The 25,826-nt window shown below is 62.6% G+C and carries 29 protein-coding genes; 11 read left to right on the forward strand and 18 right to left on the reverse strand.

Translation table 11 applies throughout. The annotated features are described in order from the left end of the window. Positions 1–122: 122 nt before the first annotated feature. The 16 genes from CJD35_RS05570 to CJD35_RS05645 all read right to left on the reverse strand — a co-directional run bounded on the left by CJD35_RS05570 (position 123) and on the right by CJD35_RS05645 (position 16,393). Positions 123–929, reverse strand: a complete 807-nt coding sequence (locus tag CJD35_RS05570; RefSeq protein ID WP_017183143.1) for a class I mannose-6-phosphate isomerase — start codon at positions 927–929, stop codon at positions 123–125. 204 nt (positions 930–1,133) lie between these two features. Continuing rightward, positions 1,134–2,300, reverse strand: coding sequence for a nucleotide sugar dehydrogenase (locus tag CJD35_RS05575; RefSeq protein ID WP_017183144.1), 1,167 nt, complete (start codon positions 2,298–2,300; stop codon positions 1,134–1,136). A gap of 415 nt (positions 2,301–2,715) precedes the next feature. Then, positions 2,716–3,216 (reverse strand): L,D-transpeptidase family protein, encoded by a 501-nt coding sequence (locus tag CJD35_RS05580; RefSeq protein ID WP_017183145.1) that lies wholly within the window; start codon positions 3,214–3,216, stop codon positions 2,716–2,718. Beyond that, positions 3,213–4,286, reverse strand: a complete 1,074-nt coding sequence (ribA, locus tag CJD35_RS05585) for a GTP cyclohydrolase II (protein ID WP_017183146.1) — start codon at positions 4,284–4,286, stop codon at positions 3,213–3,215. Before ribA ends, CJD35_RS05580 begins: the two co-directional genes overlap by 4 nt. Beyond that, the gene (gene xth, locus CJD35_RS05590; protein ID WP_017183147.1) at positions 4,286–5,083 is read right to left on the reverse strand and encodes an exodeoxyribonuclease III; all 798 of its coding nucleotides are present in this window, start codon (positions 5,081–5,083) and stop codon (positions 4,286–4,288) included. Before xth ends, ribA begins: the two co-directional genes overlap by 1 nt. 275 nt (positions 5,084–5,358) lie before the next feature. Continuing rightward, a complete protein-coding gene (locus tag CJD35_RS05595; protein ID WP_017183148.1) occupies positions 5,359–5,994 on the reverse strand; it encodes a LolA family protein in 636 nt (211 codons plus the stop codon). 79 nt (positions 5,995–6,073) lie between these two features. Beyond that, positions 6,074–6,487 (reverse strand): pepsin/retropepsin-like aspartic protease family protein, encoded by a 414-nt coding sequence (locus CJD35_RS05600; RefSeq protein ID WP_157742287.1) that lies wholly within the window; start codon positions 6,485–6,487, stop codon positions 6,074–6,076. Next, positions 6,474–6,722, reverse strand: a complete 249-nt coding sequence (locus tag CJD35_RS05605; RefSeq protein ID WP_017183150.1) for a DUF5678 domain-containing protein — start codon at positions 6,720–6,722, stop codon at positions 6,474–6,476. Before CJD35_RS05605 ends, CJD35_RS05600 begins: the two co-directional genes overlap by 14 nt. A gap of 100 nt (positions 6,723–6,822) precedes the next feature. Then, positions 6,823–9,141: an FtsK/SpoIIIE family DNA translocase gene (locus CJD35_RS05610; RefSeq protein ID WP_017183151.1), complete on the reverse strand. Its 2,319-nt coding sequence runs from the start codon at positions 9,139–9,141 to the stop codon at positions 6,823–6,825. Between the two features lie 250 nt (positions 9,142–9,391). Next, positions 9,392–9,886, reverse strand: a complete 495-nt coding sequence (locus tag CJD35_RS05615) for a GNAT family N-acetyltransferase (protein WP_017183153.1) — start codon at positions 9,884–9,886, stop codon at positions 9,392–9,394. Continuing rightward, complete coding sequence (locus CJD35_RS05620; protein WP_017183154.1) at positions 9,887–10,786, reverse strand: DMT family transporter; 900 nt, start codon at positions 10,784–10,786, stop codon at positions 9,887–9,889. A 20-nt stretch (positions 10,787–10,806) separates the two neighbouring features. Beyond that, a complete protein-coding gene (ispG, locus tag CJD35_RS05625) occupies positions 10,807–11,967 on the reverse strand; it encodes a flavodoxin-dependent (E)-4-hydroxy-3-methylbut-2-enyl-diphosphate synthase (protein ID WP_017183155.1) in 1,161 nt (386 codons plus the stop codon). 120 nt (positions 11,968–12,087) lie between these two features. Continuing rightward, positions 12,088–13,383 (reverse strand): OmpP1/FadL family transporter, encoded by a 1,296-nt coding sequence (locus tag CJD35_RS05630; protein WP_026002389.1) that lies wholly within the window; start codon positions 13,381–13,383, stop codon positions 12,088–12,090. Between the two features lie 399 nt (positions 13,384–13,782). After that, positions 13,783–15,165 carry a phosphoglucomutase/phosphomannomutase PgmG gene (gene pgmG, locus CJD35_RS05635; RefSeq protein ID WP_017183157.1) on the reverse strand — a complete coding sequence of 461 codons (1,383 nt, stop codon included), beginning with the start codon at positions 15,163–15,165 and terminating at the stop codon, positions 13,783–13,785. Beyond that, the gene (locus tag CJD35_RS05640) at positions 15,162–15,587 is read right to left on the reverse strand and encodes a J domain-containing protein (RefSeq protein ID WP_017183158.1); all 426 of its coding nucleotides are present in this window, start codon (positions 15,585–15,587) and stop codon (positions 15,162–15,164) included. The genes pgmG and CJD35_RS05640 overlap by 4 nt, the downstream gene beginning before the upstream one ends. Beyond that, entirely contained in the window at positions 15,587–16,393 is an 807-nt protein-coding gene (locus CJD35_RS05645) for a division plane positioning ATPase MipZ (RefSeq protein WP_017183159.1), read from the reverse strand. The genes CJD35_RS05640 and CJD35_RS05645 overlap by 1 nt, the downstream gene beginning before the upstream one ends. 109 nt (positions 16,394–16,502) lie before the next feature. Between CJD35_RS05645 and panC the strand changes: the two genes are divergently transcribed. Further along, the gene (gene panC, locus CJD35_RS05650) at positions 16,503–17,348 is read left to right on the forward strand and encodes a pantoate--beta-alanine ligase (protein ID WP_017183160.1); all 846 of its coding nucleotides are present in this window, start codon (positions 16,503–16,505) and stop codon (positions 17,346–17,348) included. A 157-nt stretch (positions 17,349–17,505) separates the two neighbouring features. On the opposite strand, the gene CJD35_RS05655 is transcribed toward panC, so the two are convergent. Continuing rightward, positions 17,506–17,946 (reverse strand): CopD family protein, encoded by a 441-nt coding sequence (locus tag CJD35_RS05655; protein WP_017183161.1) that lies wholly within the window; start codon positions 17,944–17,946, stop codon positions 17,506–17,508. Further along, complete coding sequence (hemE, locus tag CJD35_RS05660) at positions 17,946–19,001, reverse strand: uroporphyrinogen decarboxylase (protein WP_017183162.1); 1,056 nt, start codon at positions 18,999–19,001, stop codon at positions 17,946–17,948. Before hemE ends, CJD35_RS05655 begins: the two co-directional genes overlap by 1 nt. A 289-nt stretch (positions 19,002–19,290) precedes the next feature. Between hemE and CJD35_RS05665 the strand changes: the two genes are divergently transcribed. The 10 genes from CJD35_RS05665 to CJD35_RS05710 all read left to right on the forward strand — a co-directional run bounded on the left by CJD35_RS05665 (position 19,291) and on the right by CJD35_RS05710 (position 25,796). Then, complete coding sequence (locus tag CJD35_RS05665; RefSeq protein WP_017183163.1) at positions 19,291–20,118, forward strand: pyruvate, water dikinase regulatory protein; 828 nt, start codon at positions 19,291–19,293, stop codon at positions 20,116–20,118. Beyond that, the gene (locus CJD35_RS05670; RefSeq protein WP_017183164.1) at positions 20,115–20,708 is read left to right on the forward strand and encodes a Maf family protein; all 594 of its coding nucleotides are present in this window, start codon (positions 20,115–20,117) and stop codon (positions 20,706–20,708) included. Before CJD35_RS05665 ends, CJD35_RS05670 begins: the two co-directional genes overlap by 4 nt. Beyond that, positions 20,705–21,529 (forward strand): shikimate dehydrogenase, encoded by an 825-nt coding sequence (aroE, locus tag CJD35_RS05675; protein ID WP_017183165.1) that lies wholly within the window; start codon positions 20,705–20,707, stop codon positions 21,527–21,529. The genes CJD35_RS05670 and aroE overlap by 4 nt, the downstream gene beginning before the upstream one ends. An 11-nt stretch (positions 21,530–21,540) precedes the next feature. Continuing rightward, on the forward strand, positions 21,541–22,134 hold the full coding sequence (gene coaE, locus CJD35_RS05680) for a dephospho-CoA kinase (RefSeq protein ID WP_017183166.1): 594 nt from the start codon (positions 21,541–21,543) through the stop codon (positions 22,132–22,134). 32 nt (positions 22,135–22,166) lie between these two features. After that, positions 22,167–22,868: a DNA polymerase III subunit epsilon gene (gene dnaQ / locus CJD35_RS05685; RefSeq protein ID WP_017183167.1), complete on the forward strand. Its 702-nt coding sequence runs from the start codon at positions 22,167–22,169 to the stop codon at positions 22,866–22,868. Between the two features lie 75 nt (positions 22,869–22,943). Continuing rightward, positions 22,944–23,549, forward strand: coding sequence for a ribosome hibernation-promoting factor, HPF/YfiA family (hpf, locus tag CJD35_RS05690; protein ID WP_017183168.1), 606 nt, complete (start codon positions 22,944–22,946; stop codon positions 23,547–23,549). Positions 23,550–23,679: 130 nt separating this feature from the next. Then, complete coding sequence (locus tag CJD35_RS05695; protein ID WP_017183169.1) at positions 23,680–24,147, forward strand: PTS sugar transporter subunit IIA; 468 nt, start codon at positions 23,680–23,682, stop codon at positions 24,145–24,147. Next, positions 24,134–24,604, forward strand: coding sequence for a PaaI family thioesterase (locus CJD35_RS05700; protein WP_026002390.1), 471 nt, complete (start codon positions 24,134–24,136; stop codon positions 24,602–24,604). Before CJD35_RS05695 ends, CJD35_RS05700 begins: the two co-directional genes overlap by 14 nt. Beyond that, complete coding sequence (locus CJD35_RS05705; protein ID WP_017183171.1) at positions 24,594–24,947, forward strand: DUF1491 family protein; 354 nt, start codon at positions 24,594–24,596, stop codon at positions 24,945–24,947. The genes CJD35_RS05700 and CJD35_RS05705 overlap by 11 nt, the downstream gene beginning before the upstream one ends. A gap of 177 nt (positions 24,948–25,124) precedes the next feature. Further along, on the forward strand, positions 25,125–25,796 hold the full coding sequence (locus CJD35_RS05710; protein WP_095686907.1) for a cell wall hydrolase: 672 nt from the start codon (positions 25,125–25,127) through the stop codon (positions 25,794–25,796). Positions 25,797–25,826: the final 30 nt, after the last annotated feature.

Here is a 25,826-nt window from a genome sequence, read left to right on the forward strand (position 1 = left end):
CAACTGCCGTAAGAGATTGTAGCAGGATAGGGTTCGTCGTCTTGGGACGCATGGAGCCTCAATTGAGGCTCCATGCGATCGACAATATTGGCAGGTCAATCAGGTCGCCTGGCGCAGCGCCTCTATCGCGGGGTAGCCAGCAGGATCGAGGCAGGCGTCGCGACGTCGATTGTGCAGTCGCCAGTCAGCAGCAGGCAATCGCCCTTCGCCCATACCTCCCCATTGACCGTCCCTGCCCCGCTTAGCGGCGTAAACCACATCTGCTTGTAATCAGGCAGGCTTACCGATTTTTCGCCGTGCCAATGCACCAGGTCGAGCGTAAACGGCGCCTCCGTATCGGCGATAATTTGGCGTTCAGTGCCTAACGGCGCTTCGATTAGGTCGCACGCATATGGCGCAAGGTGGCTGACAGCAGCACCATCCTCCAGATGCAATGCACGCGGCCTGCCATAATCATAAAGCCGGTAGGTGATGTCCGCATTTTGTTGAATTTCAACCAAGGTAATGCCTGCCCCGATCGCATGAACCGTCCCTGCAGGAATGAAATAGCAATCTCCCGGTTTCACCGGCTTCCAATCGACAAGCTGTTCGATCGATCCATCCGTCGCGGCCGCGCGAAACGCCTCGGCCGTCATGGGGCGGATCAGACCGATCCCCAATGCTGCGCCAGGCTCGCAATCCAATATATACCAGATTTCCGCCTTCCCCCGACGCAAGCCCTTGGCCATTGCCTGCGCATCATTGGGGTGAACCTGGATCGACAATCTTTCGCTGGTGAAGATATATTTCACCAGCAGCGGCCAATCCTGTCCATCTGGGCCTTCAAACCACACTTCCCCGATCTGGCGGCTTTCGGTCGCCGAGAAAATGGACGGGAGGTCAGTCCGGCCCCACGGCTTTTCAACATAATGTGGGCGAAGCTTCAGCATCAATATCCTGTCGGGCTTTATTCCCGATTTCCAACATGGTGCCAGCAATAGGAGATGCCCGTTCCGCTATCAACAAATGACGGGATTAAACCCGTTGCGCACTGGGCGTCGTCTTTTCTCAACCAAACGGCATGATGCACGACAGGCCCTGCGGCCTGTCGTGCACCAACTCAGACGGTGTAAAGCAATCGCCGGGACAGGAGATCAATCCGATCCGAACAGGTCCCGGGTGAAGATCTTGTCCGCCACATCGGCAACGTCCGGCGTCATGCGGTTGGCAATGATGATGTCGCAATCTTCCTTGAAAGCAGCCAGATCACGCACGACCTTTGAACCGAAAAATTGATCGTCTGTCATCGCGGGTTCGAAAATCACCACTTCGATACCCTTTGCCTTGATCCGCTTCATGATGCCCTGGATCGAAGACTGGCGGAAATTGTCCGAACCCGCCTTCATGACGAGACGGAAAACACCGACTTTCCTCGGCCCCTTGGCGATGATCTGGTCGGCCAGGAAATCCTTGCGGGTCCGGTTGGCGTCAACGATCGCGCGGATCAGATTCTGCGGCACTTCGGAATAATTGGCGAGCAACTGCTTGGTATCCTTGGGCAGGCAATAGCCGCCATAACCGAAGCTGGGATTGTTATAGTGCGACCCTATGCGCGGATCGAGTCCAACGCCCTGAATGATCTGGCGCGAATCCATGCCGTGCGCGATGGCATAGCTGTCCAGTTCGTTGAAGAAGGCGACGCGCATGGCAAGATAAGTGTTGGCAAACAGCTTGATCGCCTCGGCCTCGCGGGGATCAGTGAACAGGATTTCGACGTCGGTTTTTTCCGCGCCCTGCAACAGCATATCGGCAAAGATGCGCGCCCGTTCTGACCGTTCGCCCACGATAATGCGCGAAGGATGAAGATTATCATGCAACGCCCGGCCTTCACGCAGGAATTCCGGGCTGAAGATGACTTGTTCGGTCGCCAGGCGCTTGCGCACATCTTCCACGAAACCGACCGGGATCGTCGATTTTATGACGACCGTGGCAGCGGGGCTGCCAACCTTGGCTATCTCGATCACGGCTTCGACCGAGGATGTATCGAATTTGTCGCTGCTCACATCATAATTGGTGGGCGTAGCGACGATCACATAGTCGGCACCGTCCAGAGCCTCCTGCGGATTGAGCGTCGCGGTAAGGTTGAGCGGACGCGTGGCAAGAAATTCTTCGAGTTCAGCGTCGATGATCGGCGATTTGCGCGCATTGAGCATGTCGACCCGTTCAGGCGTGATATCGACGGCGACCACCTCATTATGCTGCGCCAGCAACACTGCGTTGGAGAGACCCACATATCCAAGCCCAAAAACCGCGATTTTCATCTGTCGTCGCTTCCTCGCATTGCTCAAACCCGGTGAAACCTACGTCGTCACCCAAATAATGATTCATGTCCTGCATAGGCATTTTACATCAAAAAAAATACGCAAGCGTTACTGCGCTGCACAATATCCAGCCAAAAGCACTTTGATCAGCGAATATGCCTCGGCTGAGTCGGGTGTAGGATCAGGCGAACATTGGCTGAACCGGGGCCACCATCCGTTTGATATTTCAAGTCGGGATCGCGGCGCAAAGTGAGAGCGTCGCTCCATTCACAGCGTGCAAGCCATGCGCTGCCACACGCAAATATCATGCTGTTGGGATGCCCGCCGCCTCGAATCTCAACGATGTCCGGCAATATCGCTATCAACTTCACGACCACCCGCGAGTCGACGGACGATCGAACACGCCGCCTGGGCGTCAAACAATCTCCATGGCATCGCCAGGTTCTAGCAGCGGCAGCAATTGCACCATGTCACCGCGTTCCACCGCGACACAGCCCGCGGTCGGCCGTCCTTCCGACAAATGGAAGAAGATCGCACTGCCCTGCCCCGGCACCGGCGGCCGGTCATTATGGCCCAGAATGACGATCACATCATAGGCGTCGTCGGCGCGGATCAGATTTTCGGCCGAAAAGCCGCGCGGCAAGCGAACCGGGCGGTTATAGGCGGGATCGGCCGGGTCATCCGACCAGCCATCGCCTGCCCGCACCCAGCGCCATGGCAAGCGGATGCCCGCCGGATCGATCCTGCCGGGTCGCAGCAATACGCCCCGGATCGGCCAGACGCCGAGCGGGGTGCAACCATCGCCCTCCCGCTTGTCACTCGCGGCACAAACACCGCTCCGGCCGATGGCGCAGGGCATGGCGATCGTGCCGAAGCTCAGGCGGCCCGCGCCACTATCGACGCGGATCAGCCTCATAGCTGGTGGCCGGTCCGGTCGCGCTTGGTGGCAAGATAGCGTTCATTATGCGGGTTGGTCGGCAGGATGATCGACAGTCGTTCGGCCACGCTGATCCCCGCCGCCTCCAGCCCCGCTACCTTTTGCGGATTGTTGGTGAGCAGGCGGACGGTATGAACTCCGATCAGGTCCAGCATGCGCGCCGCGACCGAAAAATCGCGCGCATCGATGGCAAAGCCCAGGCGGACATTGGCATCCACAGTGTCAAAGCCCTGATCCTGCATCGCATAGGCGCGCAATTTGTTGACGAGGCCAATGCCGCGCCCTTCCTGCCGCAGATAGAGCAGCACGCCCCAGGGCGCGTCGGCGATCTGGTGAAGCGCCTCTTGCAGTTGCGGGCCGCAATCGCATTTCAGGCTGCCAAGCACATCGCCGGTCAGACATTCGCTGTGCAGGCGAACGACGGGGGGCGACGAGTCCCGTTTGCCGACAATCAGTGCGACATGTTCGCGCGGTTCATCGGGACTGCGAAAGGCAATGATTTCCGCGCTTTCGCTAGCCGATACCGGCAGTCTGGCACGGGTGGCGATGGCAAGGTGGATGGCATCGTCATAGGCGTCGATCGCGTCGACGCTGACGTCGATGTCCCGGTCGCCGTCGCCATCCAGCGCGAAATAGGCAGGAAGGATACCGGCAAGCCGGGCGAGGCGCAGCGCCGCCTTGGCAGCCAGGGGTGCGGCGAGGGCGCGGGCCTGAAACGGTCCCTTTAGCGGCGACGCAAGGTCCAGCACGGGATCGGATATGGCGGTCGCGACATCGGCGTCGATCCATGGCGCGCGGGCGATCATCACAGGCATGTCGGGATCGGCCGCCGCGATCTGGTTGGCGAGTTTGAGCGTCTGGCCACGCGCGGCGGAAATCAAAATGTCGGCTTTGCCCGCAGGATCGAAATCGGCCAGCGTTACCGCGTCAGCGCCCTCCACTGCCATCAGCCGCAGCGCACCGTCGGCGGCCGACACCCGCACCGCCCAGCCACGGCGCAGCGCGTCGATAGCGCGCGCTGCGTCACGCCCTGTCGCCCGCCCGCCCATCAGAAGGCGAAGTCGGTGATGATGGGGATATGATCGGACGGCTTGCCCCAGTTGCGCGCGGGTTCGACGACGCGGTGGGCGACCGCCTTGTCGGCGACGTCGCGGGTCATCCACATATGGTCCAGCCGCCGACCGCGATCGGATTCGGCCCAGTCCTTCGCGCGATAGCTCCACCACGTATAGAGCCGCGCCGGCGCAGGATGGAAATGGCGGCCTATGTCGACCCAGTCGTTCGATGCCTGAAGGCGGGCGAGCGTTTCGCATTCGATCGGCGTGTGGCTGACGACGTTGATGAGTTGCTTGTGGCTCCACACGTCGCATTCCAGCGGCGCGATGTTGAAATCGCCGGTCAGGATGGTGGGCTTGTCAGCCAGCGTCGACGACCATTGGATCATGCGTTCGAGAAAATCGAGCTTCTGGCCGAATTTGGGGTTCTGATCCCGGTCGGCAATGTCGCCGCCAGCGGGAACATAGACATTTTCGATCCGCACCCCATTGTCGAGCCGGACGCCGACATGACGGGCTTCGCCATTGGCCTGCCAGTCGAGCCGGTCATCCTCGTAAATCGGCACCCGGCTCATGATTGCGACGCCATGGTGCATTTTCTGCCCGTTCAGCACCTGATGGACATAGCCCAGCCGGCGGAACATATCGGCCGGAAAAGTCTCGTTCACCACCTTGGTTTCCTGAAGGCACAATATGTCGGGCGCTTCCTGGGTCAGGAATTGTTCGACAATGTCGATACGCGCGCGAACGCTATTGATGTTCCAGGATGCGATGGAAAGAGTGTCGGCCATGGTCCGGCACTAGGGGCGTAATCCGCGGCTTGCAAGATCGCTGCTCGGCCATGGGGCTGCATGGATCGCGGACAAAGTAAGACCCCCGCTCCGGGGGCATGGAACGGGGGTCTCGATCGCGCCCTTGAAGCGCTATGCGACGGGAGGAGTGTGCCGGGTAACAGGGGGGAAATCCCGGTTGGCCTCTCGCCGTGGAGTTCTAGATAGCGCTCTGGATATGAGCGGCAGATGAACGGAAAGCCAAGTTTTTCCGTCCATCGTGCAGGGCGCTCGTTTCAGCCGCCTGCGGAGCGGCCCTTTGGCCGGGGATCGGTCCAGCGGAACGCGGAATCGGCGACCGGCACGCCATAGCGCTGGTTGGAAAGTCGGATGGCCGTGCGATTATTCTGCGAATCGAGCGCTACCCAGCCATAAAGTTGCAGGCCAGCCGGGCTGGCCGCGTCCCGCCGGAAAATCATGGTGATCGTGCCATATTCGGGCCGCTTGGGATCGCGCGCCTCCACGCTCAGGATCGACGGGTCGCCGGTCGGCACGACCTTGCCATATTTGGACAGGTCCTTGTTCGGATCGAGCAGCGCGCCCAGCGGAGAATTGCCGATCGGCCAGCGCTGCACCTGCCGCACTTCATAATCGATCATGGTCAGCGCCTTGCCATCGCCAACGATCAGCAGCGGCACGCCCTTCTGATATTGAAAACGGATCTTCCCCGGTTGCTTGAGCGTCAGCTGGCCGGTCAGCGTCTGGCCGTTGCGATCGGTCTGGCTGAAATCGGCAGTCATGCTGGTGACCGCGCGGATATAGGCGTTGACCCGGTTCAATTCGGACTGGTCCTGCTGCGCGAGCAGCGGCGCGGCGAGCGGGACGGCAAGCAGGACAGGCGCGGCGGCCAGCGCGAGACTGATGCGCTTCATGGAATATTCTCCGGTTGTTACGGATGCCGTGTAGAACGAAGCGATTGAACGACCTGTGAACTCCCCCGTTCCCTGCCGTTCAGCCAAAGACAAGGCGGCAACGGCTTTGACGATCGATCGCGAAATCGCATTGGCGCAATATGTCCATGCCAATCAATGCTGTAAAATGTTCGCTGCCAGTCAGGCTAAATCCGTAGCAGGCATCAAAGATGAACGGCAAACTGGCCTGATCAGACCCATCCGGCATCAATCCAATCCGAAACATATAACGTTCGGTATGACCCAGCCCTTGAGCAGATTGGAGTGGCCGCTTACCCAGCGATTCCAATCCGAGCTTTTCAGCAATGCTTTGGTCGATCCCGCTGACCGTTGCACCGATATCGACGAGTGCAACTGCATCCAAAAATGTCAGATCGAACGGATTATCGGCGCGCAGGATGCGAACGGGCAATGTAATCCTGCGCCCGTCATGTGACCAATTAATTTCCGACATGCGAGAAGAAACCCAGATCAATGGGTTCGTCGGTCACTTCCTGAATCGAGAAAACACCATCTGGGATGCTGTCACGCGCAAATCGATACGCCTCTCCGGGCTGGTCGAAAAAATCTACGACTTTCCGATCTTTCAGTACCGCATAACGGCCCGCATGGTTAGTCAAAAATTCGCCAAGATGGCGAAGGAAATAGTCGTAATTCGCATCGACTTCGGCGGCTTGGCTATGGCTCATTCCTTGTCCCCTTTAGGCAAGAGGCTATCATTGTTTCGCGGCAATCGGCGCTGTCGGGCGCGAAAAATACGCCGAAGCGAGTCTTTCCTGAGTCGAACCGTTATAGCGGATTGCCATTTTCATCGCGGAGAACTTCGCGGCGGCCGACATGGTTGGGGGGACCGACCAGCCCTTCTTCCTCCATCTTCTCGATCAGGCGCGCGGCGCTGTTATAGCCGACGCGAAGCTGGCGTTGCAGCCAGCTGGTCGAGGCTTTCTGGTTTTCGAACACCAGCTGGCACGCCTTGCGGAAGAGTTGCGCGTCGGGGCTGTCGTCGCCCAGGTCCACGCCATCGAGTGCGAAGCTGCCTTCTTCCGGTTCCTCGGTAACGGCCTGGATATAGTCGGGCTGGCCCTGCGCGCGCCAGTGATCGGCGACGACGCGGACTTCATCGTCGGACACGAACGGGCCGTGGACGCGCATCAACCCCTTGCCGCCGTGCATATAGAGCATGTCGCCCTTGCCCAGCAATTGTTCGGCGCCCTGTTCGCCCAGAATCGTGCGGCTGTCGATCTTCGACGTTACAAAGAAGCTGATCCGGGTCGGCAGGTTGGCCTTGATGACGCCGGTAATGACGTCGACCGAAGGGCGCTGGGTCGCAAGGATCAGGTGGATACCGGCCGCGCGCGCTTTCTGCGCCAGACGCTGGATCAGGAATTCGACTTCCTTGCCAGCGGTCATCATGAGGTCCGCCAGTTCGTCCACCACGACCACGATCTGGGGCAATGGCTGGAAATCGAGCTGTTCTTCCTCATAGATCGGCTTGCCGGTTTCGGGGTCATAGCCGGTCTGGACCCGTCGGCCGAGCGGCTTGCCCTTGGCCTTCGCCGCGCGGACCTTTTCGTTGTAATTGGCCAGGTTGCGGACGGAGATGGACGCCATCATGCGATAGCGGTCCTCCATCTGCTCGACCGCCCATTTGAGCGCGCGGATCGCCTTTTGCGGTTCCGTCACGACCGGGGAGAGGAGATGCGGAATATCGTCATAAGTCGACAGTTCCAGCATCTTGGGGTCGATCATGATCAGGCGCAGCTGATCCGGGGTCATGCGGTAAAGCAGCGACAGGATCATGGCGTTGAGGCCGACCGACTTGCCCGATCCGGTGGTGCCCGCGATCAGCAGATGGGGCATGGGGGCAAGGTCGGCGATGATCGGTTCGCCGGAGATATTCTTGCCCAATATGATCGGCAGCGTGCCTTCGCCGCCAAATTGTTCGCTGGTGATCAGTTCGCGGAAGGACACGCCTTCGCGATGGGCGTTGGGCAGTTCGATGCCGATGACGGTGCGGCCCGGAATCGTCGCGACGCGGGCGGAGAGCGCCGACATATTGCGGGCGATGTCGTCGGCCAGCGCGATCACCCGGCTGGCCTTGATACCGGGGGCTGGTTCCAGTTCATACATGGTGACGACGGGGCCGGGGCGAACCTCGACGATATTGCCCTTCACATGGAAGTCGTCGAGCACGGATTCGAGCAACCGGGCATTGCGCTCCAGCGCCGCCTTGTCGATCTTGCCGCCCTGGCTGACGGGAACCGGGTTGAGCAGGTCGGGCGACGGCAGCGAGCTGTGGCCGAACAGGTCGTCCTGGCTGACCGGGGCCATGGGCCGCTGGGCCGGTGCGGGCTTGGGCGTCTGGATGGTGATGGGCGGCTTGGGTTCGTTCGACACGGTCTTGCGCGGGGCGATGACCCGTTCGCCGATCACTTCGTCCTCATCGTCATCCTCAGCGCTGCTGCCGGCAAGGCCGAGGCTGGGCCGGGGCAGGCTGAGCCTGGGCAGGGTCGGGCGACGGAGCGCAAGGATCGGCTTTTCCAGCGCCAGGCTGCGATAGCAGGCGAACAGGCCGCCGATCATGGCGAGGATGACGATAGCGCCGATGATCCACGGCTGCGCCACCGGCACCTGCGTAGTCAGGCTGATGATCCCCTTGGCCGTGACGAGCGCGATCACCCCGCCCCAGCCAGCGGGCAGGCCAACCAGCGGATTGCTCTGAAACAGGGCCAGCGCGATCCCGATCAGGATGATGCCAAACAGGCACTGGCCAAACTGGCCCTTCCACGCGCTCATATCCTGATCGCCCCAAAGGCGGCGCGCGGTAATCGCCATCAGCGGCAGGATCAGCGCTATGGGCACGCCCAGCAGCCAGAGCAGGAAATCTGCGGTCCAGGCACCAGGCGCCTGCATGACATTGGCGACATGATCGCCCGCCACGGTGTTCATCGACGGGTCGCTGGGCGTATAGCTGAGCAGTGCCAGCGCCAGGAACAGGGTCGCCAGCATCAGCGCGATCGCCCCGATCAGCGCACCGCTGCGAAGCAGGCTGCGCTTGAGCATTTCGCGCCATTCGGGCGTGCGCTTCACTGTGCGGCTGACAGCCATCTTAACCCCATGTCCCCCAAATGTTCCGTTTGCGCACATTGCGCCGAGCGGGGAGTCGGCGTCAAGGGTGCGCGCCCACGGCTCGTCCCGCCCGATCCGTAACATTCCGTATGGCGAACGGGGTTGGCGGCAGGGCAGGAACAGACCCGAAAGGAATGTGCCATGATCGCCGAATATTTCCCCACCGTGGTTGCCCTGTCGCTGGGCGCCTTTGCCGCCATGCTGATTTTCGTCAGCGTCGAGGACGCGATCAAACGCTGATCGCTGCCGTGGCGGCAAGCGCGCGCAGGGCTTCCCCATCGAGCCGCTGGACCGTCCATTCATCCATCGGCTGCGCGCCGATCGCGCGGTAGACCGCGATGGCTGGCGCGTTCCAGTCCAGCACTGACCATTCCAGCCGGGCGCAGTCGCGTTCCAGCGCGATCTGCGCCAACCGCGCAAGCAACGCCCTGCCCGCGCCGACGCCGCGCGATTCGGGCTGGACGAACAAATCCTCCAGATAAAGTCCCGGTCGCCCTTCAAAGGTCGAAAAATTGTGGAAGAAAAGCGCGAAGCCGATGGCTGCGCCGCCCGATTCCGCCATCAGCACTTCAGCCATGGGACGCGGGCCGAACAGATAATGCGTGAGCGTCGCCGGGTCCGCCTTCACCGCATGGGACAGCTTTTCATAGTCCGCCAGCGCGCGGATGAAGCCGATGATCATGTCGATGTCGTCCGGCATAGCGGGGCGGATGGTCAGGGTCATTCAGGCAGTTCCCGGTTCGACATGGGCAATGGCGGCCCGCTTGCCGCGCGCGGTGATCAGGCAGGCGGCGATGATAAGGGCCGCGCCCGCCACGGTGGTCAGCGTCAGCCGCTCGCCAAAGGCCAGCCAGCCGACAACGGCTGCCCAGAGAAAGGCGCTATATTCGACCGGGATCAGCCGCTGCGCCTCCGCGCGCGCATAGGCCCAGGCCAGTGCGGCAAGCGAGGTGAAGGCAAGACCCGCCGCCAGCAGGATCAGCGGTATGGCTGACGGAACTGGCAGTCGCGCGTAAAAAGGCGCGCCGATGGCGAACACGCCCAGCATCACAAGATGCTGGAAGAAGGCGACCTCGATCGGCGAGGCGCGCTGCGCCTGCTGACGTTGCAGGATGAGGTTCCAGGCGAAGAGCACCGCCGACGCCAGCACCGCCAGCGCGCCAAGCAGGGCGCCGCGATCATAGCTGCCCTGCAAACGCCCCGACAGGATCACCCCGACCCCCAAAAGCCCCAGCAGCGACGCGAAGATCGCCTGTCGTCCGATGGTTTCGCCCAGCAGCAGGGCAGCGAGATACAGCGCGATCAGCGGCGCGATGAAGGATAGAGCGATCGCTTCGGCCAGCGGCATCCGCATGAGCGCCCAGAAGAACAAGCCGGCCATCAGCGCCACGACCGATCCGCGCAGCAGGTGCAGGCGCAATACCATGGCGTCGGGCCAGCGCTGGCGGGTCATCAGCATCAGGCCAAGCCCCAGCAGCGTCCCGGTCAGCGCCCGCCAGAACAGGGCGTTGTAGAGGCCGATGGCGAGGCTGAGGCCCTTCATCGCCGCATCCATCACGGAAAACAACGCGACGCCCATGCAGCAGACGGCAAAGGGAATGAGAAATGCGCGCGATGACGACATGGCGGCTGTGATGCCCGGCGCTATTCCGCCGCCTCGGCCTTGCCTGCGTCGGTCATGTCGGATTCGGCGCTGGCCGCCTCGATCTCGGCGGCCTTGGTCTCGACCAGTCGGACGATGTGGTCGATCATATTTTCGTCCTGGATGGTGTGGTCGGTGACGCCCGACAGATAGACCATATGCTTGCCATTGCCGCCGCCGGTCAGGCCGATGTCGGTCTCGCGGGCTTCGCCGGGACCGTTGACGACGCAGCCCAGGACCGAAAGCGAGAGCGGCGTGTGAATATGCTGGAGCCGTTCCTCAAGCGCCTGGACCGTGCGGATGACGTCGAATCCCTGTCGCGCGCAGGAGGGGCAGGAGATCACCTTGACCCCACGGGTGCGGATGCCGAGCGATTTGAGAATCTCATAGCCGACCCGCACTTCCTCTTCCGGTTCGGCGGACAGCGAAACGCGGATCGTGTCGCCGACCCCGGCCCAGAGCAGGTTGCCGATGCCGATCGCGCTCTTGACCGTACCGCCGATCAGCCCGCCGGCTTCGGTGATGCCAAGGTGCAGCGGACAATCGACCGCATCGGCCAGTTGCATATAGGCAGCGACCGCCAGGAACACGTCGCTGGCCTTCACCGCGACCTTATATTCATGAAAATCCTGGTCCTGCAGCAGCTTGATATGGTCGAGCGCGCTTTCGACCAGCGCTTCGGGGCAGGGTTCGCCATATTTTTCGAGGAGGTCGCGCTCCAGGCTTCCTGCGTTGACGCCGATGCGAATGGCGCAATTGTTCGCCTTTGCCGCGTCCACCACTTCCTTGACCCGCGCGGACGAACCGATGTTGCCGGGGTTGATGCGCAGGCAGGCCGCGCCCGCATCGGCGGCTTCAAGCGCGCGCTTATAGTGGAAATGAATGTCGGCCACGATCGGCACGCGCGCGGCGCGGACGATCTGCTTAAGCGCTGCGGTCGATTCCTCATCGGGGCAGGACACGCGGATGATGTCGACGCCCGCCTCCTCGCAACGGCGGATCTGGTCGATCGTGCCCTTGATGTCGTGGGTCAGCGTGTTGGTCATGGTCTGGACCGTGACCGGCGCGCCGCCTCCGACGGGCACATTGCCGACCATGATCTGGCGGCTGTTGCGCCGCGCAATGTCGCGCCAGGGGCGCAGGCCGGGATTATGGTCGGACATCTGTAAGCGGCTCCATCAATATGGAGCCGCTATAGGGATGTTTGGTGACGGTTAAAACCGTTGCTGTTTTTTGTTTCTGCCAAGCCGAAACGCGCAGCGCTGAGTCGCTGGCGCGGCCCGTCAAAAACGGACCGTCAGGGACGCGGCCAACTGGTCCGCATTGCCGCTGGCGCTCGACAGGGTCGTGGTCGTCACCGTGGCGGGTGCGGGATAATAATGATCCGGGCGAATGATATTCGCCTTTTCCACGAAGGTATGCGCGTAGCTCAGGTTCAGCGCCATTGCGGACGACATGTTCCAGGTCGCGCCACCGCTCAGCCAGACGCGGTCGCCATCGGGAACGCGGGTGGTGAGAAATTGCGGATTGGTCGGCGTGCGGTCGAACATTGTCCCCGCACGCAGGGTCAGGCGGTCGCTGACATCATATTCGCCGCCAGCGCTGACACTGTAGCTGTCATGATAATGCATTTCCTTGACCGAAGCGCCGGTGGCGGTGTTGATGGTGATCGCCCTGAACACCGACCAGTTATACCAGCGCGCGGTCAGCATCGCCCGCAATTTCGGGGTCAGCCGGTGCATCATGCTGACGGTCACGATGTCGGGCAGTTCCAGCGGGGCATTGGCGTCGAACGTGCCGTTGGCGGCGGCAAGCGGCCCCACCAGTCCCGAAATCGTCTGGTCTCCCTTCAGATTGTGGGTCATGCGCGAACGATAATGGACGCCGAAATTGGTATCGCCGGTCGTGTAGAACAAGCCCGCATTCCAGCCGACCGACAGGTCGTCCCCCTCGACCGAGGCATGGCCGTCGGCGAGCAGCGGGGACAGCTGGGGCAGCGCGTTGGTGAGCTTCACCTTGACATATTGCACGTCGACGCCGCCGCCGATGGAGAGGTTGTCGCTCAGCTTATAGGCGGCAGAGGGCTGTATATTATAGGTTTTCAGGTCGGTGTGCAGAGAATCATACCGGCCGAAATAGCTTTCGTCATAATCCAGCTTCAGACCGAAGGGGGCGTTGACGCCCAGGCCAAGCCAGAGCCGGTCGCTGACCTGTGCGGTGGCATAGAAGCTGGGAATGGGAATGACTTTGGCAAACGGGTTGCCGCCATCATTGCCGGTGACCGGCACCGATACAGGCAGGCCCGGCACGGAACGGCTCGACCCGCGATTGCTCTGCTGGGCGGTCGCCGACAGGATGACGCCGCCAACCGACGTCTGGATGCCCGGCAATTGAGTCATGGCCGATGGGTTGAAATAGATGGTCGATGGATCATCGCCCGCCGCCGCACCACCCGACAGGGCACGCCCGGTTTCCTTGGGCGATTGTTCCTGAAGATAGAAGCCGCCCGCCAGCGCCGGGACCGGGGCTGCCAGCATGCCTGACAGGAGGAAGGGAAGAAGGCGACGGCTAAACGACATGGGCGATCCTCTTTTGACTATCGTGCCGACGCCGTCACGCTGATGCGCGCACAGGTCGACTTTGCGCAGCGCGGATAGCAGCATCATGGTTAATTTCCAGTATCGGGCGTGTCCGATTCATCGCATTTACAGGTGGTTGCGTGGGTCGGGGACGGCCGGACGCTACGGCAGGCCCGCGCGGCGACTGGACAAAAAAAAGCCGCCCCGAAGGACGGCTGTATAAGTTTTAGGAGAGGATGCCTGAAAGGCGAGTTTCTTTTGCGGCGCAGCGACGATTGTTGCAAATGCGAAATATGATGGAGTGATTGCATAAAATGCAACGATGATTGCGTTGTCAGCTTTCCGTAAGGGAAAGGCGCAGGATGAGATGATAGCGATATCGAATTTTTCGGTGTCGGCTCATGCCCCCAAGCCGACGTAAGGTCGGCTGATCCCCGATTCGTGCAACTGGGCGTCGATCTGGGTGACAAGCCGCACCAGCCCCGCCTGATCATGCGATTCGGCGCGGGCGACCAACGCCGCCTGCGTATTGGAGGCCCGCAGCAACCACCAGCCATCGGCCGTACGGACGCGGGCACCATCAATGGCGTTCACATCGGCGCCCGCCCCGCGCAGCCGGGCCAGTATCTCGTCGATCACGGCGAATTTGCGATCCTCCGCCACGGGAAAGCGCAGCTCCGGCGTATTGGCAAGGTCGGGCATCGCGCCGCGCAGGTCAGTGACGCTGCGACCGGGGCGGGCGGCCCGGATCAGGCGGACAGCGGCATAGAGACCGTCGTCATAGCCATAATAATCGTCGGCGAAGAAGAGATGCCCGGTCATCTCGCCGCCCAGCGGGCTGCCAATCTGCTTCATTCTGGACTTGATATGGCTGTGGCCGGTTTTCCACATATCGGGTCGACCACCCAGCGCGGCGATGCTGTCGAACAGCGCCTGACTCGCCTTCACATCAGCGACAATCGCGGCACCGGGCCGCTTTTCCAGGACCGCCGGAACGAACAGGCCCAATAGCTGATCGCCCGCAATCACCCTGCCCTGCCCGTCTATCACGCCAAGCCGGTCGCCATCGCCATCGAAAGCCACACCGAAATCGAGTTGCTTGGCAAAGACAAGGGCGCGCAGGTCGGCCAGATTCCGTTCCTCGGAAGGATCGGGATGATGGTTGGGAAAATGGCCGTCTATGTGGGTGAAGAGCAGATGATGCTCACCGGGCAGGCGCTGCACCAGCTGCTCGACCACTTGCCCGGCCGCGCCATTGCCCGCGTCCCAGCCGATGCGCCAGCCGCAGCCGTCAAAACCCTCGATCAGCCGATCGACATAGCGGTCGATGATCGAGACGCTCCGGCTCTGGCCAAAGCCGTCGTCCCAGTCGCCCGCCGCCGCCATGACGCCCAGTTGCCGGATGGCTTCGCCGAAAAAGGGCGCATGGCCCTGCACCAGCTTGAAGCCATTTTGATCGCCGGGATTATGGCTGCCGGTTATCTGAATGGCGCCGTCCACCTGGCCGACCATTTCGGCATAATAGAGCATCGGGGTCGGTCCCACCCCGATGCACAGCACGTCGATGCCGCTGGCGCACAGCCCGTCGACCAGCGCCTCTTCCAGCATGGGTGAACTCAGCCGCCCGTCATAGCCCACGGCGATGCGCGATCCCCCTGCCCGCGCGATGACCGTGCCGAAGCTGCGCCCCAGCGCCCAGGCGTCGGCAGCGTCCAGCGTTTCGCCCACCGTGCCGCGCATGTCATAGTCGCGCAGCAGCGTCGGATCGAACCAGTGGGTCAACGCTCCGCCTGATGACGAAGCAACAGGTCGCGGGCAGCGTTGATCTGGGCCGCCAATGCCTCCGTCCCACCCTTGTCGGGATGGACCGAGGCGATCAGGCGGCGATGGGCGGCGCGGATCATGTCCGCATCGGCATCGGGCGCGACGCCCAGCAGGGCGCGGGCCTGGGCAATATCCTGCGGCGGCAGGGGCTTGGGCGTGGCGGTCCTGCCCTTGCGGAGCAGCTTGCCCTGCCCTGCGAAAAACAGCGCCGCGCCGATCAGCATGGGCGCGCCGATCACCGGCTTGCCCTTGGCCGACAGCACGGCGCCCACCAGCGCCGCCCCCAGCGCCATTCCGTCCTTTGCGCTCATGCGTTGCAGCCTTCCTGTCCAGATCAGCCAGCCCGCAAGGCCCGCCAGCAACAGCGCAAGCCAGCCCATCAAGCCGCGCCGATCAAGTCCATGGAGCCGACGCCGCTGCGTTCGGGAAGCGCCAGGCCCGCCACCATTTCGCGCAACTCCTGCCGCGCGGCGATGTGGCTGACGCCCAGTTCGCCCAGATGCCCCTTGTCCAGCAAGGTCAGGCCGGACGGGAACAGTTCGCGGAAGATCACGCGTTCCGACAGGCCCGGAATGACGCGGAAACCGACGCGGCGGGACAATTCCATCAGCGCGTCGCCGACCCGTTTCTTGTTGCGGGCATCCTGATGCTGGACGCGGTTGCGCAGCACGACCCAGTCGATCGACACGCCATCGGCCTTGGCCCTGGTCTTGCGCGCTTCAAAGATGAGTTCGGAATAGAAGGACAGGCGCTTGACCTTGAAACTTTCCGCATCGACCTGCCCGATCAGGTCGAAATCGACGAAACTGTCGTTCATCGGCGTGACCAGCGTGTTGGCGCGGGCGGCCATGTGGCGGGCGAACAGATCGTCGCGGCCCGGCGTGTCGACGATCAGGAAATCTGCGTCCTGCGACACGGCGGCGGCTTCGGATTCCAGCGCGTCGATACTGTCGCCCTTCAACACCGTAAAGCTGGGCGCGACCAGTTCGATGCCGCGACGGCGCGCGGTTTCTGCGCGGTTTTCCAGATAGCGCGTGACGGTGCGCTGGCGCGGATCGAGGTCGATCATGCTGACGCGGTGGCCCAGCGCCGTCAGCGCGATCGCGGTGTGAACGGCCGTGGTCGATTTGCCGGTTCCGCCCTTTTCATTGGCGAACACGATGAGATGTGGCTGCGAATTGGCCATTGGACCCCTGATAACCCCGTTATTGTCGCAATGATTCTTGACCGTCCAGCGACTGCGCGCCTAGCAGGACGTCCTTGTCACCCCTGCCCTTATCGGAGCCGTTCCTCCCGTGCAAACTCTGTCTGACCTGCCAGCGCTGCGCGCTGCCATCGCCGCGCTGAAAAGCGACGGGAAGCCGCTGGCGCTGGTGCCGACCATGGGCGCATTGCATGACGGGCATATGGCATTGGTCGAGGAAGCGCGGCGGCACGGGCGGCATGTCGTCGTGTCGATCTTCGTCAATCCCAAGCAGTTCGGCCCGAACGAGGATCTGGCCGCCTATCCGCGGCGCGAGGCGAAGGACGCGCAGATGCTGTCCGCCGCCGGGGTGGACATTTTATGGGCGCCCACTGTCGACGTCATGTATCCGGCAGGCTTTGCCACCAATATCAGCGTCAGCGGCGTCAGCGAAGGATTGGACGGCGCGGCGCGGCCGGGTCATTTCGATGGCGTGGCGACGGTGGTGACCAAATTGTTCAACCAGGTCCGGCCCGACGTCGCGATATTCGGCGAGAAGGATTATCAGCAACTGGCGGTCATCCGGCAGATGGTGGCCGATCTGGATCTGGGCATAGAGATTATCGGGCTGCCAACCCAGCGGGCGCAGGACGGCCTGGCCCTGTCATCGCGCAACGCCTATCTGAACGATGAGGAGCGCAAGGCGGCGCTGGCCTTGCCGCGGGCGCTGGGCGAGGCGAAGCGGCAGATGGAAAAGGGCGGATCGGTCGAGGAGGCTCTGACGCGAGCGGGCGCGACGCTGATCGCCCAGGGCTTTGATCCGGTCGACTATGTGATGTTGTGCGATGCGGTGACGCTGGAGCCGATGCATGTGCTGGACCGCCCGGCCCGGCTGCTGGGCGCCGCCAAGCTGGGCAGGACGCGGCTCATCGACAATATCGCCGTCGATCCAGCCTAGATACTATCTCAACCGGATCAAAGTGAAGTCATTCCGCTTAACTTCGCACTTTTCCCGGTGAATCGGACATTTTATTGCGCCGGGCTGATCCTATCGGAAAGTGACCAGGGGATAATAGCAGCACAGACCGGTGTAGGACAGACGACCCCTCCCCTACTCAAAAAGGCTTCACGATCACGGCGATGACGATGACTGCGGCGGCGATGCCGGGGACTTCGTTGAACAGGCGCAACTGCCTGTCGGTCAGGGTGCGCTGTCCCTTGGCCAGTTTCCTGGCATAGCCAGCGATACAGCCATGATAGGCCGACAGGCCCAGCACGAAGAGCAGTTTGAGGTGGAACCAGCCAAAGCTCCACGCGCCAATCTCCACCATCAGCATCAGCCCGAAAATCCAGGTCAGCGCAAGCGAGGGGTTGAGGATGATCTTGAGCAGCCGCTTTTCCCGATCGATCCATTTGCGATCCTCGTCCGATCCCGGCGCGCTTTCCTGATGATAGACGAAGAAGCGCGGCATCATGAACAATCCCGCCATCAGGAAGATGACGAAAATCACATGGGCAGCCTTCACCCAGAGATAAGCGGCACCAAGATAAGCCATCAGACGCCCTTTCCGTTGCGGACATAGGCGATCAGCGCCTCGACATGCGCGATCGGCGTGTCGGGGAGGATGCCATGGCCCAGATTCATGATGTGCGGCCGGTCGGCGAAGGCCGCGCGGATATTGTCCACCGCCTGTTCGACGGCCTGCCCGCCCGCGATCAGCGCCAGCGGATCGAGATTGCCCTGTACGGCCAGCCCCTTTGGCAGGACGCGGTTGGCCCAGTGGGGATCGACCGTTTCATCCACGCCGATCGCATCGACCCCGGTGCCAGCGGCATAATCGGCGAGCTTCGCGCCTGCGCCCTTGGGGAAGCCAATGATCGGGATAGCAGGATGCAGCGCCTTCAACTTGCGCACGATCGCGGCGTTGGGCTGGATCACCCAGCGGTCGAACTGAAGCGGGGCCAGGCTGCCGGCCCAGCTGTCGAACAATTGCACCGCTTCGACCCCGGCATCGATCTGGCCCGACAGATAGGTGACCGTCGCATCGACAATGGCATCGATCAGCGCGCCAAAGCGGACAGGATCGCCATAGGCGAGGCGACGGGCCGCGCCCTGATCCTTGCTGCCCTGCCCTGCGACCATATAGGTGGCGATGGTCCAGGGGCTGCCTGCAAAGCCCAGGAAGGTGACGGAAGGGTCGAGCGCTGCCTTGACCTGCCGGACCGTCTCATAGACCGCGTCGAAGCGGCTGAAATCGGGTTTGAGGGCGGCAAGGTCGGTTTCAGCGAGGATGGGCGCGAGACGCGGGCCTTCGCCAGCCTCGAACCACAGATCCTGTCCCATGGCGTAGGGGACGATCAGAATGTCGGAAAAGAGGATCGCCCCGTCAAAGCCGAACCGGCGCAGGGGTTGCAGAGTCACTTCGGCAGCGGCGGCGCTGTCATAGACGAGTTCGAGGAATCCGCCCTTGTCAGCCCGCAGCGCGCGATATTCGGGCAGGTAGCGCCCGGCCTGGCGCATGAGCCACATGGGCGGCACGGCCGGACGGTCGCCAGAGAGGACGCCAAGCAGAGGCTTGGTAGCAAGGACCGGCGGCGCGTCGAGGCTCATCTATTCTCTCTTAATATAGGATTCAGAAGGATGATGGAGATAGTAGGGACGTTGGCAGCGGGGTTTATGCGCTGTGCCCGGATTTGCCAACAGCTTGACTCCCCTGCCTGACGCTTTGCCGTCCGAGTCAGCCGCTCTATCCCCGTTATCCACAGCCTGTGGATGAAATTATCGGTCTGTTGGGGGTCTGTGGATAAGATTCCGGGCTTCGTGGACGAAGCGAAAGGCGGGATTTTGTCCCCAACTCCTCCCTTGCTTTATCCACAGCCTGCCCACACAGATATGGGCCATGTCGCGCATCCACCTGCACCTTCTGTCGGACTCCACCGGTGAAACGCTGGAGAATATAGCCAAGGCCGCGATCGGCCTGTTCGAAAATGTGGAAGCGATCCGGCACTTCTGGCCGATGGTGCGCTCCGAAGTCCATCTCGACCGGATCATGCAGGAAATCGCGGCCAATCCGGGGCTGGTGCTGTTCACGCTGACCAACCATATGTTGCGGCGGCGGCTGGAAACGCGCTGCAGGGCGCTGGGCCTGCCCCATGTCGCCGCATTGGACAGCGTGGCAGACGCGCTGTCCAACATATTGGGGCAGGAAACGCGGACCCGGCCGGGGCGCAAACATATATTGGACGAAGCCTATTTCGCCCGGATCGAGGCGATCCAGTTTACCATCGCCCATGATGACGGCGTGGGCCATGAAAATTGGGAGGAGGCCGACATCGTGCTGGCGGGCGTGTCGCGCGCGTCCAAGACGCCGACGTCGATCTATCTTGCCAATCGCGGTTACAAGACCGCCAACATCCCGCTGGTGCCGGAATCCCCGCCGCCCAAAAGCCTCTATAGCCTGAAGCATCCGATGATCGTCGGCTTGACGGTCAGCCCGGATCGGCTGATCCAGATCCGGCGCAACCGGCTGCTCTCGCTCAATCAGGCGCCGGAAACCGCCTATGTCGACAATGAGAAGGTGCAGGAGGAACTGGCCTTTGCCCGGCGCATGTTCGCCGACAATGGCTGGCCGGTGATCGACATGACGCGCCGGTCGATCGAGGAAGCGGCCGCGGCGATCATCAACCTGTTCAACGACCATGTTCTGGATGAAGGGGCGGCATCATGATCGTGCTCGCGTCGCAAAGCGCAAGTCGCCGGGCGCTGCTGGAGGCGGCGAAGATAGAGTTTGAAGCGCTTTCGCCCGGCGTGGACGAGGAGGCGGCCAAGGAGGCGTTGCGCGCCGACGGGCTGGACGCGCGGGCGCTGGCCGATGCGCTGGCGGAATTGAAGGCGCTCAAGGTTTCGCGCCGGGTGCCGGGCGGGCTGGTGCTGGGGTGCGACCAGACGCTAAGCCTGGATGATGGCAGCATGATCGACAAGGCGGTCGACCGGGCGGACGCAGCGCGGATACTGCGCCTGCTGTCCGGGCGGGTGCATCATCTGCACAGCGCAGCGGTGATCGTGCTGAACGGCGAACCGATCTGGCGGCATGTCGAGCGAGTGCGGATGACGGTGCGGCCATTGTCCGACGCCTTCATCGACGCCTATCTGGAGAGCGATTGGGAGGAATGCCGCTGGTGCGTGGGTTGTTACCGGATCGAGGGGCCGGGGGCGCAGCTGTTCAGCAAGGTGGAGGGCAGCCAGTTTGCGATTCAGGGCTTGCCGTTGCTGCCCCTGCTTGACTTTCTGCGCGTGCGCGGCGTTCTGGCGGCATGACCGACACGCTCCCCTATGCCGAAGTGATTGGCGACCCGATCACGCACAGCAAATCGCCGCTGATCCATAATTTCTGGCTGAAAGCGCTGGATATAGAGGCGGAGTATCGCAAGACGCATGTGACGCCCGACGGGCTGGCCGCCTATTTCCTGCAACGGCGCGCCGATCCCGACTGGCTGGGCTGCAATGTCACCCTTCCGCACAAGATTGCGGTGATGGACTATACCGACGATCCGGGCGGGGTGCGCGCGCGGATCGGGGCGATGAATACGATCGCCAGCGAAACCGGCGGGCCGCTGATCGGCACCAATACCGATGCGGGCGGCTTCCTCCAGCCCCTGCTGCGCGACAAATGGAAAGGGCAGAGCGCCGTGCTGATCGGCGCGGGCGGCGCGGCGCGGGCGATCCTGTTTGCGCTGTCGAGCCTGGGCGTGGCCGACCTGACCGTCATGGTGCGCGATGTCGCCAAGGGGCAGGCCTTGTTCGACCGGGCGGGGCTGAAAGGTCGTGTCATCGGCATGACCGATCCGCTGCCGGCCTGCGACCTGCTGGTCAACAGCACGTCGCTGGGGATGGTCGGCCAGCCGGTGCTGGACCTGGACCTTACCCCCCTGCCCGCCAGCGCGACCGTTTACGACATTGTCTATGCGCCGCTGGAAACGGACTTGCTGAAGGCGGCGCGGGCGCGGGGTCTCAAGACGCTCGACGGGCTGGAGATGCTGATCGGGCAGGCGGCGCTGGCCTTTGACATCTTCTTCGATGCGCAGGCACCGCGCGAGCTGGACGAGCAATTGCGCGCGTTGCTGCTGGCGGCGGACTGACGGATAGCGTCATGAAGATTTACGGCCTGACCGGATCGATCGGCATGGGCAAGTCCGCGGTCGCGGCGATGTTCCGGCGGGAGGGCGTGCCCCTGTTCGATGCCGATGCGCAAGTCCATCGGCTGCAAGGGCCGGGCGGCGCGCTGATTCCCGCGATCGAGGCGCGCTTTCCCGGCACGACCGGACCCGATGGCGTGGACCGGGCGAAACTGGGCGCGGCTGTCTTTGGCCATCCCCATGAACTCAGGGCGCTGGAAGCGATCGTCCATCCGGCGGTGCAGGCGGCGCGGCGCACGTTCCTGCAACGGCACCGTTCGCGCCGTTTCGTGATTCTCGATGTACCGCTGCTGTTCGAGACCCATGGGCACAAGCGGCTGGCCGGCGTCATCGTCGTCACCGCGCCGGCGTGGAAACAGCGCAAGCGGGTGCTGGCGCGGCCGGGCATGACGCCCGCCAAATTCCGCCGGATCGTCCATCTCCAGACCCCCGACGCGGAAAAACGGCGGCGGGCCGATCATATCATCCACACCGGCACGACCTTTACCCAGACTCGCGCGCAGGTGCGGCGTCTGGTCGCTTGCCTTGGGGCAAAGATAGGCCGATAAGGGTTTGCCCAAGAGTCGATATGAAGAGGGCGATGCGCGAGATTATTTTCGATACCGAAACGACCGGATTCGATCCGGCCTCCGGCGACCGACTGGTCGAGATCGGCTGCATCGAACTGATCAATCGCGTGCCAAGCGGGCGGACCTTCCATGCCTATTACAACCCGCAGCGCGACATGCCTGCGGCGGCCGAGGCGGTGCATGGCCTGTCGTCGATTTTCCTGAAGGACAAGCCGCTGTTCGCCAGCGGCGTGGACGAACTGCTCGCCTTTCTGGAGGATAGCCCGCTGGTCGCGCATAATGCGCGCTTCGATTTCGGCTTCCTGAACCATGAATTGCGGCTGTGCGGGCGGCCCGACGTGTCGATGACGCGGATGATCGACACGGTGGCGATCGCCCGGACGCTGCATCCGGGCGCTAAGCACAGCCTGGACGCGCTCTGCACCCGATACGGCATCGATCGCAGCCATCGCATCAAGCATGGCGCGCTGCTGGACGCCGAATTGCTGGCGCAGCTTTACATCGAACTGACCGGCGGCCGTCAGATCGGCCTGGGTCTTGCACAGGAGGAGGAAAAAGCAGCCATCGACGGGGAACTTGGCGCTGGCGCCATGGTTCGCCCTGTTCGTCCCGCGCGCGTTTTTGCAGCGAGCGCGGTGGAGCTGGAACGGCATGGCAGGTTCATCGCGACCCTGGACAAGCCGATCTGGCTGGAGGAGGCGCTGGCGGGCTGACACAAAGGCCCGTGTCCGTGCCTCCAGTTTATCCGGGCCGCTTCCTGCGACCCGGCAAGAATAAGGAGAAGGCATATGGATATTCGTGTTTCCGGGCATCAGGTCGACACGGGCGATGCGCTCAAGCAGCATGTCGCAGACCGCATGGAGGCGATGGCCGAGAAATATTTTTCCCGCACGATTTCGGCCCATGTGACCTTTCGACCCGCGCCGCACGGCGCCTTCCACTGCGACATCATCTGTCATGTGATGACCGGCCTGATCCTGAAGGGAGCAGGCGAGGCGCAGGAGGCGCATCCGTCCTTTGACCAGGCGGCGGACCGGATCGAAAAGCAGCTGCGCCGCTATATGCGCCGCCTGAAGGACCGGCACAGCCAAGCCAGTGCGGCCGAAGCGCAGCGGGTCAGCAGCTTGAGCGTCGATGATATTGACGGGGCGGGCTACACCATCTTCGCCTCGCCCGCGGACGAGCAGGAGGAGGTCGAGGATTCCCCGCTGATCGTTGCGGAAACGCGCGTCGATATTCCCGAAGCCAGCGTGTCCGACGCGGTGATGATGCTGGACCTGCGCAACACCAATGCGCTGCTGTTCGTCAATGCCGGCACCGCGGCCTACAACATGGTCTATCGTCGCCATGACGGGACCATCGGTTGGGTCGAACCGCGCATGACGGCGCGCTGAACCAGCCAGTCGCCATGGGCCGCCTGTTGACCTGATGGTGCAGGCGGCTTATGGGGCCGGGCTTTCTATTCCCCGATCACCGCGCATCTAGACCCCAGGCTGAGCGCGGCTCGGCTGGTTCGGACAGACCATGGTTGATTTCCACGACATCGTTTCAGCGGACGCGCTCGCCACCGGCCTGACGGTAAACGGCAAGAAGCAGTTGTTCCAGAAGATCGCGACGCTCGCGGCCTGCGCCTATGGGCTGGACGCCGACGAGGTTGGCGACGCGCTGTTCGAGCGGGAACGGCTGGGTTCGACCGGATTTGGCGGCGGTGTCGCCATTCCCCATGCCAAGATTGCCGGGCTGGACCGAATGTGCGGGCTGGTCGTGCTGCTCGATCCGCCAGTGCCGTTCGATGCGGTCGACGATGCGCCGGTCGACATCGTCTTTGCACTGCTGTCGCCGGTCGATAGCGGAGCGGAACATCTCAAGACGCTGGCGCGGGTGTCGCGCTATCTGCGTGACGATAATCAGGTCGCGCGGTTGCGCGGGGCCAAGTCGGACGCGGCGCTGCACGCGCTGCTGGCCGGTGGCGGGGCGCGTGACGCTGCCTGAGGCAGGCACGCCCGCAAGCGGCGAGACCGCGCATTTCCGTGCGCTGGAAAATCTCTATCGCTCCGCGCCGATCAACCGGCTGTTCCGGTCGGATATCGCGATTCAGGAACCGGGGCGTTGCATCATCGATTTCGATGTCGATGAAAGCCAGTTTCATGCCGCCGGCGCGGTCCACGGCACCGTCTATTTCAAGATGCTGGACGATGCGGCCTTTTACGCGGCCAACAGCCTGGTCAGTGACCGATTCCTGCTGACCACCGCGTTCAACCTGCTGTTCACCAGGCCAATTGCGCCGGGCCGGATTCGGGCCGAGGGACGCTGGATCAGTGGCAAGCGCCGCGTCTATGTGGCCGAGGCCAGCCTGATCGATTCCGATGGCGAGGAGGTCGGGCGCGGCACCGGCACCTTCATGCGGTCGCAATTCCCGCTGTCATCGCTGCCGGGATATGGTGGCTGAGTCGCAGGACGGCGCGCGGCTGACCAGCGCTATCCTGGTCAATGCGCTGGTGCGGCGCACCAATGCGGCTGGCGGCTTTGCCACGATCATCGTCAAGGGCGACGAAACGAGCGGCGTCATATTGGTACAAGTCCTTGAAAAGGGCAAAGAAACTGGTTTGTTCGAGCGTGTATCGAACTTTGCCGGCGGCTATGCGTTGATGCGCTGTGGACCGTCCCTGGAGGATGGCCCGGAGGCGCTCGCCACCTATGTGGCGCGTCGGCGCAGGTCGGACCCCGACCTGTGGATAATCGAACTCGATATCCCGGAAGCAGAACGGTTCGCCGCTGAAACGATCTGCTGATCGTTGACTTAGTGCAATGGTCCGTGCAGAGGCCCCGCCAACGCTGAACGCGCAGGTTGCTGCATTCGTCCAAGGGGGGCGGATTTGGTAAACACGCAGACGGGGGGCGGCCAGACGTCAAGGAATATGGGTATAAGACGACGTCCAAGGCCAAGAACCGCACGTTTTTGAGTCATAATGAGTTTTCGATTGAGGGCCGCGATCATCGTGGCATTTGCGCTGTCCGCTACAGCGGCCGTGACCGCTTCCGACATGTCGATCGCCGGTGAGTCGATCCATTCGGTAGCGTCCCTGTCCAGCGGCGACGCGCTGACGACAGCGCCTGCGGCCGCACAGAAGCCCGCAATCACTTTTGCCGCGCCGCGCGAAATCGTGCAGCCGCTGGCTTCGGCCTCCAAGGCCGATCTGACCTATTCCACCGAATCCGACATGCAGGCGAGCAGCCTGGCCGCGCTGGTCGACGCCCATGGCGACGCCGAAGCCGTGGACGGCGACATGAAATGCCTGGCCGGAGCGGTCTATTTCGAATCCAAGGGCGAAAGCCTGGAAGGCCAGCTGGCCGTGGCACGGGTGATCATCAACCGCGCCAAATCGGGCCGCTTTGCCGACAGCCTGTGCGGCGTCGTCTATCAGCCCAGCCAGTTCAGCTTCGTGCGCGGGCACGGGATGCCGCCGATCCGCATCGAAAGCAACGCCTGGCGCGAGGCCGTCGCCATCGCCCAGATCGCCATGGACGACAGCTGGAACAGCCGGGCCGAAGGCGCCCTTTTCTTCCACGCCCGCCGCGTTTCGCCGGGCTGGGACAAGGCCAAGCTGGCGATGATCGACAATCATATCTTCTATCGTTGAGCGACGGCGCGCGATTGGCGCGCTTCCTTT

This window comes from Sphingobium xenophagum (assembly GCF_002288285.1).
GTDB lineage: Bacteria > Pseudomonadota > Alphaproteobacteria > Sphingomonadales > Sphingomonadaceae > Sphingobium > Sphingobium xenophagum.